This window comes from Streptomyces sp. NPDC002588 (assembly GCF_040295925.1).
In the GTDB taxonomy this organism is placed as follows: domain Bacteria; phylum Actinomycetota; class Actinomycetes; order Streptomycetales; family Streptomycetaceae; genus Streptomyces.
The window spans coordinates 252,030-266,235 of the sequence record NZ_JBEOWF010000005.1; the positions used below are offsets into that span (position 1 = coordinate 252,030).

The 14,206-nt window shown below is 72.7% G+C and carries 12 protein-coding genes and 1 pseudogene; 5 read left to right on the top strand and 8 right to left on the bottom strand.

The window, feature by feature from the left end:
* Positions 1–1,137 (bottom strand): recombinase RecA, encoded by a 1,137-nt coding sequence (gene recA / locus ABT057_RS08225; RefSeq protein ID WP_352341646.1) that lies wholly within the window; start codon positions 1,135–1,137, stop codon positions 1–3.
* Positions 1,138–1,470: 333 nt separating this feature from the next.
* Here recA and ABT057_RS08230 point away from each other — a divergent pair, with 333 nt between their 5' ends.
* Positions 1,471–2,247 carry a hypothetical protein gene (locus ABT057_RS08230; RefSeq protein ID WP_352341675.1) on the top strand — a complete coding sequence of 259 codons (777 nt, stop codon included), beginning with the start codon at positions 1,471–1,473 and terminating at the stop codon, positions 2,245–2,247.
* Here the strand turns inward: ABT057_RS08230 and ABT057_RS08235 are convergent.
* Both ABT057_RS08235 and ABT057_RS08240 read right to left on the bottom strand, forming a co-directional pair.
* Positions 2,241–3,491, bottom strand: a complete 1,251-nt coding sequence (locus ABT057_RS08235) for an AI-2E family transporter (protein ID WP_352341647.1) — start codon at positions 3,489–3,491, stop codon at positions 2,241–2,243. The genes ABT057_RS08230 and ABT057_RS08235 overlap by 7 nt on opposite strands.
* A gap of 61 nt (positions 3,492–3,552) precedes the next feature.
* Positions 3,553–3,747, bottom strand: coding sequence for a DUF3046 domain-containing protein (locus tag ABT057_RS08240; protein ID WP_352341648.1), 195 nt, complete (start codon positions 3,745–3,747; stop codon positions 3,553–3,555).
* 79 nt (positions 3,748–3,826) lie between these two features.
* Between ABT057_RS08240 and ABT057_RS08245 the strand changes: the two genes are divergently transcribed.
* Positions 3,827–4,771, top strand: coding sequence for a hypothetical protein (locus ABT057_RS08245; RefSeq protein WP_352341649.1), 945 nt, complete (start codon positions 3,827–3,829; stop codon positions 4,769–4,771).
* 13 nt (positions 4,772–4,784) lie between these two features.
* Here the strand turns inward: ABT057_RS08245 and ABT057_RS08250 are convergent, their stop codons facing one another.
* The 3 genes and pseudogenes from ABT057_RS08250 to ABT057_RS08260 form a co-directional block, all read right to left on the bottom strand.
* Positions 4,785–5,093 (bottom strand): AzlD domain-containing protein, encoded by a 309-nt coding sequence (locus ABT057_RS08250; protein ID WP_352341650.1) that lies wholly within the window; start codon positions 5,091–5,093, stop codon positions 4,785–4,787.
* Positions 5,090–5,809 carry an AzlC family ABC transporter permease gene (locus tag ABT057_RS08255; protein ID WP_352341651.1) on the bottom strand — a complete coding sequence of 240 codons (720 nt, stop codon included), beginning with the start codon at positions 5,807–5,809 and terminating at the stop codon, positions 5,090–5,092. Before ABT057_RS08255 ends, ABT057_RS08250 begins: the two co-directional genes overlap by 4 nt.
* Positions 5,695–6,672, bottom strand: a pseudogene (locus tag ABT057_RS08260) (AraC family transcriptional regulator); the annotation flags it as partial. The gene ABT057_RS08255 and the pseudogene ABT057_RS08260, both read right to left, overlap by 115 nt.
* Positions 6,673–6,803: 131 nt before the next feature.
* On the opposite strand from ABT057_RS08260, the gene ABT057_RS08265 reads away from it, so the two are divergent.
* Genes ABT057_RS08265 through ABT057_RS08275 form a run of 3 tightly spaced genes read left to right on the top strand, consistent with a single transcriptional unit; the run spans position 6,804 to position 13,356 of the window.
* Positions 6,804–11,669, top strand: coding sequence for an ATP-dependent helicase (locus ABT057_RS08265; RefSeq protein WP_352341652.1), 4,866 nt, complete (start codon positions 6,804–6,806; stop codon positions 11,667–11,669).
* A gap of 44 nt (positions 11,670–11,713) precedes the next feature.
* A complete protein-coding gene (locus ABT057_RS08270) occupies positions 11,714–12,559 on the top strand; it encodes a DNA-formamidopyrimidine glycosylase family protein (protein WP_352341653.1) in 846 nt (281 codons plus the stop codon).
* A gap of 32 nt (positions 12,560–12,591) precedes the next feature.
* Positions 12,592–13,356: an SDR family NAD(P)-dependent oxidoreductase gene (locus tag ABT057_RS08275; protein ID WP_352341654.1), complete on the top strand. Its 765-nt coding sequence runs from the start codon at positions 12,592–12,594 to the stop codon at positions 13,354–13,356.
* Here the strand turns inward: ABT057_RS08275 and ABT057_RS08280 are convergent.
* Positions 13,304–13,597: a hypothetical protein gene (locus tag ABT057_RS08280; RefSeq protein ID WP_352341676.1), complete on the bottom strand. Its 294-nt coding sequence runs from the start codon at positions 13,595–13,597 to the stop codon at positions 13,304–13,306. The genes ABT057_RS08275 and ABT057_RS08280 overlap by 53 nt on opposite strands.
* A gap of 8 nt (positions 13,598–13,605) precedes the next feature.
* Positions 13,606–14,076 carry a Dps family protein gene (locus tag ABT057_RS08285; protein WP_352341655.1) on the bottom strand — a complete coding sequence of 157 codons (471 nt, stop codon included), beginning with the start codon at positions 14,074–14,076 and terminating at the stop codon, positions 13,606–13,608.
* Positions 14,077–14,206 lie beyond the last annotated feature (130 nt).

Below are 14,206 nucleotides of genomic sequence, written 5' to 3' on the forward strand. Positions count from 1 at the left end.
TCAGCTCTTGGCGGTCGCGGCCTTGGTCTTGGCGGTCTTGGCGGCGGAAGCCGGAACCGTCTTGGCGTCGTCCACGGGCGTGCCCGGCGCGGTCACGGTGGTCGCCGCGTCGGCGCCCGGCTCCGCGGCGGGCTTCTCCGGGCGCACGCCGACGCCCAGCTTCTCCTTGATCTTCTTCTCGATCTCGTCGGCGAGATCGGGGTTGTCCTTCAGGAAGTTGCGGGCGTTCTCCTTGCCCTGGCCGAGCTGGTCGCCCTCGTACGTGTACCAGGCGCCGGCCTTGCGGACGAAGCCGTGCTCCACGCCCATGTCGATCAGGCCGCCCTCACGGCTGATGCCGTGGCCGTACAGGATGTCGAACTCGGCCTGCTTGAAGGGCGGCGCGACCTTGTTCTTGACGACCTTGCACCGGGTGCGGTTACCGACCGCCTCGGTGCCGTCCTTCAGGGTCTCGATGCGGCGGATGTCGATACGCACCGAGGCGTAGAACTTCAGCGCGCGGCCACCGGTCGTGGTCTCCGGGGAGCCGAACATCACGCCGATCTTCTCGCGGAGCTGGTTGATGAAGATCGCGGTGGTCTTCGACTGGTTGAGTGCGCTGGTGATCTTCCGCAGCGCCTGGCTCATCAGCCGGGCCTGCAGACCGACGTGGCTGTCGCCCATCTCGCCCTCGATCTCCGCGCGCGGGACGAGCGCGGCGACCGAGTCGATGACGATGAGGTCGAGGGCGCCGGAGCGGACCAGCATGTCCACGATCTCGAGGGCCTGCTCGCCGTTGTCGGGCTGGGAGAGGATCAGGTTGTCGATGTCGACGCCGAGCTTCTTCGCGTACTCGGGGTCGAGGGCGTGTTCCGCGTCCACGAAGGCGACCTGGCCGCCGGCCTTCTGTGCGTTGGCCACGGCGTGCAGGGTCAGCGTGGTCTTGCCGGAGGACTCCGGGCCGTAGATCTCCACGACACGGCCGCGCGGCAGACCGCCGACGCCGAGGGCCACGTCGAGCGCGGTCGACCCGGTCGGGATGACCTCGATGGGCTCGTTGGACCGCTCGCCCATGCGCATGACCGCGCCCTTGCCGAACTGCCGTTCAATCTGTGCGAGAGCGGCGTCCAGGGCCTTCTCGCGGTCGGTTCCTGCCATGGGTTCCACCCGATTTGCTTGAGTCGATCGCTTCACGTCAAAGACGCTAACGCCTGCCACTGACAATGCGCCCCGACGCCGGTCCGGCCTGTGGATAACTCAGGAACATACCGGAACAAACCGGGATGCAGCCCTCGTCGAGAACCTTGCCGGAGCCTCAATAAGAATGGATGTTCGATTTCGGTGTCAAGCGCACCATGCGGCACGGGCCGCGCTTCTTCCCCGCTGCTTCCCCGGGCGTACGACGGGTGTCTCCGGCCGGACGACGACGGGGTCCGGCGCACCCGCGAGGCTCGGTCAGTGGACGAGAAGAGCGAGAAGAGCGAGAAGAGAATGACCGTGGACGCGGCCACCGAGGCAGGCACCGGACGACCAGGCCCGGTCCTCCGCCGCCTCTACGGGGCGACCGCTCTCCTCCTGGTCCTCTCCGGCCTCGCCCACCTGGTGGTGTTCGCCGTCGACGGCGGCCCGTGGAACGGCCCCGTCTCCTGGCGGAAGCCGGTGACCTTCGGGCTCTCCTTCGGGATGACGCTCTTCGCGGTCGTCCAGGTCACTTCCTTCGTCCGTGTCGGACAACGGCTGCGCTCGACGCTGCTGACGGTGTTCGCCGCCGACTGCGTCGTGGAGGTCGGCGGCATCACGCTCCAGGCCTGGCGGGGAGTTCCCTCGCACCTGGACATGGAGACGCCCTTCGACACCGCGGTGTCCATGACGCTCGCGGTCGGCGGTGGCGTCCTGGTGGTGGTGTCGGCCGTGTTCGCGGTGGCGTCCTTCGGACACCGGCCTTCGGGGCCGGCCGGCATGGCGCTCGCGGTCCGTGCCGGCTTCGCGATCCTGCTGGTCGCCCTCGCCTCGGGAGCGGCGATGATCGCGCGGGGGGTCTTCCTCACCCGTACCGGCCACCAGGAGGCCGCGTACCGGTCGACGGCCTCCCTCAAGCCCCTGCACGGGGTGAGCCTGCACGCCGTCCTGGTCCTGCCCGCACTGGCCTGGCTGCTGTCCCGTACGTCCTGGAGCGAGGTGGTACGCCGAAGGATCGTGGGTGCGGCGGTGATCTGTTACGCGGCGGCCGTCACCGCGGCCGGGGCGTGGGCGGTCCTCACCTACTGATTGCCCGACCGGGTCGCACGCTGCCGGACCCCGTTCCACAGGCGCCGCACGCGCGCGAACGGGCCCGGCCCCTCACCGCGGCCGCGGTGACCGTGGACACGCGGGTCGTCGGTGACGTCGTAGCGCTTCACGTACGCGCCCAGGAACGCCTGGAGGGTGGCGACCGCCGGGATGGCGATCAGGGCGCCGACGGCGCCCAGGAGGGCGGTGCCGGCGACGACCGAACCGAAGGCGACCGCGGGGTGGATGTCGACGGTCTTCGAGGTCAGCTTGGGCTGCAGCATGTAGTTCTCGAACTGCTGGTACACCACCACGAAGATCAGCACCCACAGCGCGTACAGCGGGGAGACCGTGAACGCGATCAGCATGGGCAGGGCGCCCGCGAGGTACGTGCCGATGGTGGGGATGAACTGCGAGACCACACCCACCCACACGGCGAGCACGGGCGCGTACGGAATGCCGAGGGCCTCGAGCAGCACATAGTGCGCGACGCCCGAGATCAGCGCCATCAGCCCGCGCGAGTACAGGTATCCGCCGGTCTTGTCGACGGCGATCTCCCACGCTCGCAGCACCTCGGCCTGCCGGGCGGGCGGCAGGACTGAGCACAGGGCGCGGCGCAGACGCGGCCCGTCGGCGGCGAAGTAGAACGAGAACAACCCGATCGTCAGCAGCCGGAAGAGTCCGCCCAGAACCTGGGTGGAGACGTCCAGGACACCGGCGGCGCTGTTCTGCGCGTACTTCCTCAGCCAGTCGGAGTGGAGCAGGCCCTCCTGGATGTCCACGCGCCGCAACTCGGTGTGGAACGTGGTGTTGACCCAGTTGATCACGGAGTCGAGGTAGTCCGGGAAGCCCTCGATCATCTTGATGATCTGTCCCGCGAGCATCGAACCGAGCAGCGTGAAGAACCCGGCGGTCACGATCAGCAGGCCGAAGAAGACCAGGAAGGTAGCGAGTCCCCTGCGTATCCCGCGGGCCGCCATCCGGCTCACCGCGGGTTCCACCGCGAGGGCCAGGAAGAACGCGATGAGTATGTTGAGCAGCAGGCCGATGAGCTGGTGGAAGGCCCAGGTGCCCAACTGGAACGCACCGAAGAGGGCGAACGCGAGCACCATCGCGCGCGGGAGCCAGCGCGGCATGCCGCCGCCCCCGGCGACGGCGCCGTCGGCCGGAGGCCGGTCGGGCGGCGTCGTGCCGGACGGGGGTGCGTGCCGGACGGCCTGCCCGGTCTCTTCAGTGGGTTCCACGGACCAAGTCTCGCCTACGCCACCGACAATCCGGGACCCCCCTGGTGATCTTCCTCGCGGATCAGCGCATCTCCTGTGGAACGTTCATCACCGCGCAGACCACGCGCCACACGTCCTTGGCGTCCCACCCCTGTGCGAGCGCCTCGTGCACGGTGCGTCCGCCGAGTTCCGTCATCACGTGATCGCGCGCGAAGGTGTCGGCGTACCCCGTGCCGAAGTGCTCGTCCATCCGCTGCCAGAAGACCGTCAACCGCATGACACCAGTATCCCGCCCTCGGGGGTGGCACCCCTCGTGGCAGCCTGCCGGGACCGCTTTCCGCCCTACGGTCTGACCCATGGACGAAACCGGAGCATCCCCACTCCCCCCGTCGCCCCCGGCGCGCTCCCCGCTCTTCCGCGCCGAACAGTTCGTCTGGCTCACCGCGCGCGTGCTGGAACAACACCTCTTCGCCCACCTCTTCCTGCACGGCGGCGCGGACCCGGTGGACACCGCGCTCGACGCCTACCGCAACGAGGACGGCGGCTACGGCCACGCCCTCGAACCCGATCTGCGCGGCCCTCTCAGCCAGCCGCTGCACACCGCGCACGCGCTGCGCGTCATGGACTCCGTCGGCCGCCTGGGCGGCCGGCGCGTGGAACAGGTGTGCCGCTACCTCACCTCGGTCTCCACCGCCGAGGGCGCGCTCCCGGCGATCGATCCCCGCCAGCGCGGATACCCGGCCGCACCCTTCGTCCCGATCGTGGACGACCCGCCCAGCGCGCTGCTGACCACCGGCCCGGTGGTGGGCCTGCTGCACCGCAACGACGTATGGCATGCCTGGCTGTTCCGGGCCACGGACTACTGCTGGCAGGCGGTGGACTCCCTGGAGAGGTCCCACCCGTACGAGATCGAGGCCGCCGTCACCTTCCTGGACTCCGCCCCCGACCGCTCGCGCGCGGAGGCGGCCGCCGACCGCCTGGGCCGCCTGGTCCGCGCCCACCGGCTGGCCGCGCTGGACCCCGGCCACCTGGACGCCTACCCGGTGGCCCCGGGCTACGCCCCGCAGGAGCACCACTTCCCGCACGACTTCGCGCGCACTCCGGGCTCCCTCGCGCGCGCGTGGTTCACGGACGACGAGATGGCGCGTTCCCTGGACCACCTGGCGGCCGGGCAACAGCAGGACGGCGGCTGGCCGATCCGATGGCGCCGCTGGGCACCGGCCCCCGCCCTGGAGGCGCGCCCCATGGTGACGATCGAGGCGCTGCACACCCTGAGGGCGTACGGCCGCCCCATCGGCTGAGCGCCTGTCTTGCTCACCCGCCGAGGGCCCGCACCCCCGCCGTGACCCCCACGGCGACCGCGACGACGAGCAGGAAGGGCGCTCGCAGCACCAGCGCCACGGCGGCGGCGGCAAGCCCCGCGGCCCGCGCGTCCAGTGCGAGCGCATGACCGTCGGCAAAGGTCTGCTGAGCCGTGAGAGCGGCCAGCAGGGCCACGGGAAGCAGCCCGGCGAGCCGCCTGACGAGAGGCCGCTCCAGCACACCCGCGGGCACGAGCAGCCCGGCGAGCTTGACGAGGTAGCACCCCGCACACGTGGCGACGATCGCGACCCATGTGCTCATGACTGCCGCCCGCTCCTGCGCCGTCCCTCGGCGTACAGCACAGCGGGCGCGGCGAGCGCGGCCACCAGCACCGGCACCCCGGCCGGCAGCACGGGCAGCAGCCCAAGCCCCAGCAGCACGGCGAGCCCGGCGACGGCCCGCTCGACGCCGGTCCTCAGCATGGGCGCGAGCAGCGCCAGAAAGACGGCGGGCCCGGCGGCGTCAAGCCCCCACGCATCGGTGTCCCCGATGGCCTCGGCCCCCAGGGCACCCAGCAACGTGGTGAGGTTCCAGAGCACATAGAGGCTCAGTCCGGTGACGGCGAAGCCGATCCGCGCAGCCCGCCGCCCGGGCTGCCCCAGCGAGACGGCGGTGGTCTCGTCGATCACCCACTGCGCGGCGAACGGGCGCACCGCGCGCGGGAGGGCCAGCACCTGCGACAGACGCAGGCCGTAGAAGGCGTTGCGCACCCCCAGGAAGAAGGCGCCGGCGGCCGCGGTGAGCGGACCGCCTCCCGCGGCCAGGGCGCCCACCAGCGCGAACTGGGGCGCGCCGGTGAACACCAGCAGGCTGAGCGCGCAGCTCTGCCACACGGAGAGCCCGCTGCCCGCCGAGGTCACTCCGAAGGCGAACCCGGAGAGTCCGACGGCGACACCGACCCCGAGGGCGTCCCGGACGACGGCGGAGTCCGCCTTGCCGGCGCCCGCCTCTGCGAGAACTGTCTGTTCCTGTCGCACGCCTCGGACGATAGGAGGGCCCCCACGGGCGCGTCTTGTACGTTCTTGCGCTCCCGCTGGTACGCCCCCGGAGGCACACCCACGATCCGCGCGAAGTGCCGGTTGAGGTGCGGCTGATCGGTGAAGCCCACCGCGAGGGCCACCTCGGCGGGTCCCGTCCCCTCGTCCAGCAGCAGCCGCGCGCGCCGCACCCGGGCATCGGTCAGCCAGGTGTGCGGCGGCATCCCGTAGACGTCACGGAACGCCCGCAGCAGAGCGAACGGACCGACCCCGAGCTCGCCCGCCAACTGCTCCAGAGTCGGCGGTTCAGCCATCCGTTCCTCCAGTGCGGCCCGCGCCCGGGCAGCGGCCCGCGCCCCCGCCGTACGCACCTTCCGCTGCGTCAGCGTCCCCCCGTTGAGCCGGAGCAGCCGCGTCACGGCCACCCTCAGCAGGGTGTCGGCGGCCAGCGCGTTCCCCTCCTCGGCGGCCCGCAGCACCTGGTGCACCAAACGCACGGTGTACGGATCGTCGAGCACGGGACGGACGAACCCCGGCGTCCCCCGCAGCCGGGTCGTCTCGGCGGCTATCGTGGCCACCACCTCCGGCGAGGGATACACCGCCCCGTACCGCCACCCCTCGGGCACCCCGGCCCGCCCGGTGTGCGGGGTGTCCGGATTCACCAGGGCGAGCGCCCCGGCCCCCGCGTACTGATCCCCGCCGCCGTGCTGAAAGACCTCCACACCCTCGACGACCGCCGCGATGACGAAGTTCTCGTGCGTGTGGCGGACGAACGACTTGCGCACATACCGGGCCCGCAACAGATCGACCCCGGGCAACTGCCCGTACCGCCAGTGCCGAGCCACCTCGCGAGATCCACCCATTCCCCCATTCTCCGCGCCCCCGTTCCCCGCGGTGGGCCCCGGCTCCGGCCCGCTCCCCCACGAGCCGAGGCGGTGACGGCTCGAAACCCCGGCTCAGGACCGTTGTCAGTGCCGGGGTGCAGGATGGACGCATGGCGAGCTCCACACCTCGAGCCCTGGACGGCTTCTCTCCCGCGACCCGCGGCTGGTTCACGGGGGCGTTCAGCACGCCCACGGCAGCCCAGTCCGGCGCCTGGCAGGCCATCGCGGCGGGCTCGGACGTGCTGGTGGTGGCGCCCACCGGCTCCGGCAAGACTCTCGCCGCCTTCCTCGCGGCCCTGGACCAACTCGCCTCGACGCCCCCACCCGCCGACCCCAGGAAGCGCTGCCGAGTCCTGTACGTCTCCCCCCTCAAGGCCCTCGCGGTCGACGTGGAGCGCAACCTCCGCAGCCCCCTGACCGGCATCCGCCACGAGTCGGTCCGTCTGGGTCTGCCCGAGCCCGAGATCAAGGTGGGCATCCGTTCCGGCGACACGCCGCCCGCCGAGCGCCGCGCCCTGTCCACCCGTCCACCGGACATCCTGATCACCACCCCCGAGTCCCTGTTCCTGATGCTGACGTCGGCCACCCGGGACGCCCTGACGGGCATCGAAACGGTCATCCTGGACGAGGTGCACGCGGTGGCGGGCACCAAGCGGGGCGCCCACCTCGCCCTCACCCTGGAGCGCCTCGACGAGCTCCTCCCGAGGCCGGCCCGCCGCATCGGCCTCTCCGCGACCGTCCGCCCGGTCGACGAGGTGGCCCGCTACCTGTCCCCCCAGCGCAAGGTCGAGATCGTCCAGCCCCGGTCCGGCAAGGAGTTCGACCTCTCCGTCGTGGTCCCGGTGGAGGACCTGGGCGAGCTGGGCGGCTCCCCGGCATCCGACGCCTCCGAGGGCCAGAACCAGGAGCGTCCCTCCATCTGGCCGCACGTCGAGGAGCGCATCGCCGACCTGGTCCAGTCCCACCGCTCCACGATCGTCTTCGCCAACTCCCGCCGTCTGGCGGAGCGCCTGTGCAACCGCCTCAACGAGATCGCGTACGAACGCGCGACCGGCGAGCCCCTCGGCGAGCACCACGCCCCCGCGGAACTGATGGGCGGCTCGGGTGCCGCCCAGGGCGCCCCACCGGTGATCGCGCGGGCTCACCACGGATCGGTCTCCAAGGAGCAGCGCGCCCTGGTCGAGGAGGACCTCAAGGCGGGCCGTCTCCCCGCGGTGGTCGCCACCTCGAGCCTCGAGCTCGGCATCGACATGGGCGCCGTGGACCTGGTGATCCAGGTCGAGTCCCCGCCCTCCGTGGCCTCCGGCCTCCAGCGCGTGGGCCGCGCGGGACACCAGGTGGGAGCGGTGTCCACCGGGGTGGTCTTCCCCAAGTACCGCGGAGACCTGGTCCAGGCGGCGGTGGTCACCGAACGCATGCGCACCGGCTCGATCGAGTCCCTCAAGGTCCCGGCCAACCCCCTGGACGTCCTCGCCCAGCAACTGGTCGCGATGACGGCCCTGGACACCTGGCAGGTGGACGATCTCCTGGCGACGGTCCGCAGGGCCGCGCCCTTCGCGTCCCTCCCCGAGTCCGCCTTCACGGCCGTCCTGGACATGCTCGCCGGCCGCTACCCGTCGGACGCGTTCGCCGAGCTGCGCCCGCGCGTGGTGTGGGACCGCGTCGCCGGTACGGTCACGGGCCGCCCCGGCGCCCAGCGGCTCGCCGTCACCTCCGGCGGCACCATCCCGGACCGCGGCCTGTTCGGCGTCTTCCTGGCCGGCTCCGACCCGAAGAAGGGCGGCGGCCGGGTCGGCGAGCTCGACGAGGAGATGGTCTACGAATCGCGCGTGGGCGACGTCTTCACCCTCGGCACCAGCTCGTGGCGCATCGAGGACATCACCCGCGACCGCGTCCTGGTCTCACCGGCTCCGGGTGTCCCGGGCCGCCTTCCGTTCTGGAAGGGCGACCAGCTGGGCCGCCCGCTGGAGCTGGGCCGCGCGGTGGGCGCGTTCCTGCGCGAGGTCGGCTCCCTGCCGAAGGACGACGCCCGGCTCCGCCTGCTCGCCGCGGGCCTGGACTCGTGGGCGGCCGACAACGTGCTGTCCTATCTGGACGAGCAGCGCGAGGCCTGCGGTCACGTCCCGGACGACCGCACGATCGTCGTTGAGCGGTTCCGCGACGAGCTGGGCGACTGGCGGGTCGTCGTCCACTCCCCGTTCGGTGCCCAGGTCCACGCCCCCTGGGCCCTCGCGCTGGGGGCGAAGCTCTCCGAGCGGTACGGCATGGACGCCCAGGTCATGCACGCGGACGACGGCATCGTCCTGCGCCTGCCCGACGCCGATCTGATGGGCCTCGACCTCCTCGACCAGGAGCCGATGACGGCCGGCACGGAGTACGACGCCGAACAGGCGCCCGTCGGTGCGGCGGACGTCGTCTTCGACAGGGGGGAGGTCGACCGGATCGTCACCGACCAGGTCGGCGGTTCGGCCCTGTTCGCGGCCCGCTTCCGCGAGTGCGCCGCCCGCGCTCTTCTGCTGCCCCGCCGCAACCCCGGCAGGCGCACCCCGCTCTGGCAGCAGCGCCAGCGCGCCGCGCAACTGCTCGAGGTGGCCAGCGAGTTCGGCTCCTTCCCGATCGTCCTGGAAGCGGTGCGTGAGTGCCTCCAGGACGTCTTCGACGTCCCTGGCCTGGTCGAGCTGATGGGCGACCTGGAGTCACGGAAGGTCCGCCTGGTCGAGGTCACCACCCCCGAGCCATCCCCCTTCGCCCGCTCCCTCCTCTTCGGGTACGTCGCCCAGTTCCTCTACGAAGGGGACTCACCGCTCGCCGAACGCCGCGCCGCCGCCCTCTCCCTGGACTCACGTCTGCTGGCCGAGCTGCTGGGCCAGGCGGAACTGCGCGAGCTGCTCGACGCCGAGGTCCTCACCGAGCTCGAACAGGAACTGCAGTGGCTCACCGAGGACCGTCGCGTCAAGGACATCGAGGGCATCGCCGACCTCCTCCGCCTTCTCGGCCCGCTCACCGAGGCGGAGCTGGCCGAGCGCGGCGCCGAACCGCACTGGGCGCGGGAACTCTCCTCCGCCCGCCGCGCCATCCGGGTCCGCATCGCCGGCGCCGACCACTGGGCGGCGGTCGAGGACGCGGGCCGTCTGCGTGACGCGCTCGGCACGGCGCTGCCCGTGGGCGTGCCGGAGGCGTTCACGGAACCGGTCAAGGATCCCCTCGGCGACCTCCTCGCCCGCTACGCCCGCACCCACGGGCCCTTCACCTCCGCCACCGCGGCCACCCGCTTCGGTCTCGGCGTCGCCGTCACGGAGGGCGCCCTGCAGCGGCTGGCGGCGAGCGGCCGTGTCGTCCAGGGCGAGTTCCACCCGGCCGGCATCGGCCAGGAGTGGTGCGACGCGACGGTCCTGCGCAGACTGCGTCGCCGCTCCCTGGCCGCGCTGCGGCACGAGCTCGAACCAGTGCCGTCCCCGGCCCTCGCCCAGTTCCTGCCCCAGTGGCAGCACATCGGCAAGGCGCACTCGCTGCGCGGCGTCGACGGCCTGGTGCGCGCGGTCGAGCAGCTCCAGGGCGCCTCGGTGCCCGCCTCGGCGCTGGAGAGGCTCGTCCTGCCCTCCCGTGTCAGGGACTACACCCCGGCCCTGCTCGACGAGCTCACCGCCGCCGGAGAGGTGGTCTGGGCGGGCGCAGGCGCGCTCCCGGGCAAGGACGGCTGGATCTCCCTCTACCTGGCGGACGCGGCCCCGCTCCTCCTGCCCCCGCCCCATCCCCTGGAGCCGACGGCACTGCACCAGTCCGTGCTCGACGCCCTGTCCGGGGGCTACGGCCTGTTCTTCCGCCAGATCGCCGACCAGGTGCGCGCCACGACCCACCCCGACGCCACCGATCCGCAGCTCGCCGACGCCGTGTGGGACCTCGCCTGGTCCGGCCGCCTCACCAACGACACCCTGGCACCCATGCGTTCCCTGCTCGGCTCCGGCCGCACCGCCGGGTCCACGGCCCACCGCGCCAAGCGCACGGTCCCACGCGGCCGCTACGGCTCCCTGACGGCGGCCGCCCGTCCGGCCTCCCGCGGCGGCCCCCCGACCGTCGCCGGCCGCTGGTCGCTCCTCCCGGCCCATGAGCCCGACCCCACCGTCCGGGCCCATACTCTCGCCCGTACGCTCCTCGACCGGCACGGCGTGGTCACCCGGGGCGCGGTCGCCGCCGAGGGTGTCGAGGGCGGCTTCTCCGCGGTGTACCGCATCCTGTCCGCCTTCGAGGAGAGCGGACAGGCGCGGCGCGGCTACGTCGTCGAGGGGCTGGGCGCGGCGCAGTTCGCCATGGACGGCGCCGTGGACCGGCTGCGCGCGGTGGCGGGCGCCCGTGACCGGGGCGAACCCCTGCCCGGTCCGGCCGCCGACCGGAACGCCGCCTCCTTCGCCGACGGCCACCCGTCCGACGACCTCCAGTGGGACACCCCCGCCCCCGGCGACCTCTTCGCCGCCCCCGGCGCAGGGGGCCCGCGTGGCACCGGCAGCGGCTTCCCCCACACTCCGCCCGCCCCATACGGATCCACCGCCCCGAACCGCCGTCGTACCCCCACCCCCTCCTCCGCGTCCCGGGCGGTCGTCCTGGCCGCCGCCGACCCGGCGAACGCCTACGGAGCCGCTCTGTCCTGGCCCGAGCCGCCCACCGGGGCCGGGCACAAGCCGGGCCGCAAGGCGGGCTCCCTGGTGGTGCTCGTCGACGGCGAGCTGACGCTCTACATGGAGCGCGGCGGCAAGACCCTCCTGGCCTGGCCCGCCGCGGACGGCGAGGACCACCCCTCCGACGACCCCCGTCTGCACGCCGCGGCGGAGTCCCTCGCGCTGGCCGCCCGCGCGGGATCCCTGGGCACGGTCACGGTGGAGCGGATCAACGGCGCGGCGGCCCTGACCTCCCCGATCGGCGCCCTTCTGGAGGGAGCGGGCTTCATCGCGACCCCCCGAGGCCTGAGGCTGCGCTCATGACAACCGCGCCGCGGGTAAGGCGAGCCGCGTGCCACCCTTGACCCATGCCCGAAGGTGACACGGTCTGGCAGGCCGCGAGGCGCCTGCACGACGCGCTCGCGGGCGAGGTGCTGACCCGCAGCGACTTCCGCGTGCCCAAGTACGCCACGGTGGACCTGACCGGCCGGCACGTCCTGAACACGGTCCCGCGCGGCAAGCATCTCCTCACCCGCGTCGAGGGCGGCCTGACCCTCCACACCCATCTGCGCATGGAAGGCGCGTGGAAGGTCTTCGGCACCGGTGAGCCCTGGAAGGGCGGCCCCGCGCACCAGATCCGAGCGGTCCTCGGCACGTCCGACCACACCGCCGTCGGCTACCGCCTCCAGGTCATCGAACTGCTGCGCACCACCGACGAGGAGCGCGTCGTGGGCCACCTCGGCCCCGACCTGCTCGGCCCGGACTGGGACCCCGGCCCGGCCCTGGCGAACCTCCTCGCCGATCCGGCCCGTCCTCTGGGCGAGGCCCTTCTCGACCAGCGCAACCTCGCCGGCATCGGCAACGTCTACAAGAGCGAGCTGTGCTTCCTGCTCGGCGCGACCCCCTGGCTCCCGGTCGGGGCCCTCCCCGCCGACCGCGCGGCCAAGCTGCCCGGCCTCGCCCAGCGGCTGCTGGAGGCCAACCGCGACCGCGTGATCCGCCGGACCACGGACCTGCGCCACCAGGATCTGTTCGTCTACGACCGCGCGCCCCGCCCCTGTCTGCGCTGCCGCACGCCGGTCCGCGTGGCCGACCAGGGCGACGGATCGCAGCAGCGCCCCACCTACTGGTGCCCGGGCTGCCAGACGGGCCCCGCCCCCGCGCCGGGTTCCCCGCAGCGATGGCGCGAGCGTTACCACCGTACGACTAATTGACGATCCGTCAGAAACGCTCGTACCGTCCTTTCATGGCCGTGAAGGCGTACGACCTCACCGGACGCACCGTGTTCGTCACCGGCGCCGCGAGCGGGATAGGCCGCGCCTGTGCCGTACTGCTCGCGCAGGCCGGCGCCACCGTGCACGGCGCGGACCGGGACGAGCGGGGGCTGCACGAGACGGCGGCTCTGATCAAGGAGCAGGGCGGTGTCGGGCACACCCACGTTCTCGATGTCACCGACCGCGCCGGGGTCCGCCGGGCCGTCGAGGCCTGCGAGCGCCTGGACGTGATGGCCGCCGTCGCCGGGATCATGCACCGCAGCACGGTCCTGGAGACCCTCGACGAGGATCTCGACCGGGTCCTGGCCGTCAACTTCAAGGGCGTGCTCTACGCCTGCCAGGAGGCCGCCCGTCTGATGCTGGCGCGGGAGACTCCCGGCAGCATCGTCACCATGGCCTCCGGCGCCGTGGACACCGGCGGCCCCGGCCTGCTCTGCTACGGCGCCGCCAAGGCGGCCGTGGTCCAGCTGACGAAGACCCTGGCGACCGAGGTCGGCCGGTACGGCATCCGCGTCAACGCGGTCGCGCCGGGGTGGATCCGCACCCCCATGACCGACCGCCACGACGCCGGCGCGCAGGCGCGCACCGAGGCGCTCATGGCCCGTATGTCACCCCTGGACCGGGTCGGCGAGCCGGAGGACATCGCGCACGCGGTGCTGCACCTGGCCTCGGACGCGTCGGCGTTCACGACGGGACAGATCCTCCGCCCGAACGGCGGCGTGGCGATGCCTTGGTAGCCGCTTCCGGCTCCCCGCTCCCGCCCTCCGCGGCAGCCGCCCAAGCAGCCCTCCACCGGCCGGTTCCCATCGCCCCCGCGGCCCGCGCCCTGGCCGCACAGTGCACCGGCAGCAGACTCAGCCCCCACCCCCCGGCGGCGACCGCCCCTTCCAGCGCCCCGGCACCCGGCGTCACCGCGAGCCTGGCCACGGCCCACCACCACACGGCACCGAGCCCGAGCAGCACCCCCCGGCGGACTATCGCACCCGTCACCCGTTCTCCGCCTGGAACATCCAGTGGTGCTTCTCGAGGTCGGCGGTGATCTGGATGAAGATGTCCTGGCTGACGGGGTCGGCCTGCTCCGTCGCCGCGACCCGTTCCCGCATCCGGGTGATGACCGCGCCCAGCGCCGTCACCAGTCTTCCCACCGCGTCGGAGTCCTTGATCCAGCCGTCCGCCACCGCGCCGATCCCGCTGCCGGCCGCGACCGTGGCCGCCCGGCCGTCCGGCGGGACCCCCAGCGCCGAGGCGCGCTCCGCCACGGTGTCGGAGTGGACACGGGCGACGTCCACCACCTCGTCGAGCTGAAGATGGACGGACCGGAAGCGCGGCCCGACGACGTTCCAGTGGACCTGCTTGGCGACCAGCGAGAGGTCGACCAGGTCGACGAGCGCCCCCTGCAACGCGTCGGAGACGGTCTTCAGGTCGGCGTCCGGCAGCGGGCTCTTCACGACGTACATCCCTACCTCCGGTGTCCGGCGACCGTCGTGCTCCTCCACCATGACCGCAGCGCCCGGCACCGGCAAACGGACGCGAAAAACCCCGACCGCACCCCTCCGGATCTCCCGGAGGGGCCCCGGCCGGGGCCTC

Excerpts from the sequence above, each read along its gene's own strand:
- ABT057_RS08275 (WP_352341654.1), top strand. The coding sequence starts at position 12,592 with ATGGCCGTGAAGGCGTACGACCTCACCGGACGCACCGTGTTCGTCACC.
- ABT057_RS08240 (WP_352341648.1), bottom strand. The coding sequence starts at position 3,747 with ATGCGGTTGACGGTCTTCTGGCAGCGGATGGACGAGCACTTCGGCACG.
- ABT057_RS08285 (WP_352341655.1), bottom strand. The coding sequence starts at position 14,076 with ATGTACGTCGTGAAGAGCCCGCTGCCGGACGCCGACCTGAAGACCGTC.
- ABT057_RS08245 (WP_352341649.1), top strand. The coding sequence starts at position 3,827 with ATGGACGAAACCGGAGCATCCCCACTCCCCCCGTCGCCCCCGGCGCGC.
- ABT057_RS08270 (WP_352341653.1), top strand. The coding sequence starts at position 11,714 with ATGCCCGAAGGTGACACGGTCTGGCAGGCCGCGAGGCGCCTGCACGAC.
- recA (WP_352341646.1), bottom strand. The coding sequence starts at position 1,137 with ATGGCAGGAACCGACCGCGAGAAGGCCCTGGACGCCGCTCTCGCACAG.
- ABT057_RS08250 (WP_352341650.1), bottom strand. The coding sequence starts at position 5,093 with ATGAGCACATGGGTCGCGATCGTCGCCACGTGTGCGGGGTGCTACCTC.
- ABT057_RS08265 (WP_352341652.1), top strand. The coding sequence starts at position 6,804 with ATGGCGAGCTCCACACCTCGAGCCCTGGACGGCTTCTCTCCCGCGACC.
- ABT057_RS08230 (WP_352341675.1), top strand. The coding sequence starts at position 1,471 with ATGACCGTGGACGCGGCCACCGAGGCAGGCACCGGACGACCAGGCCCG.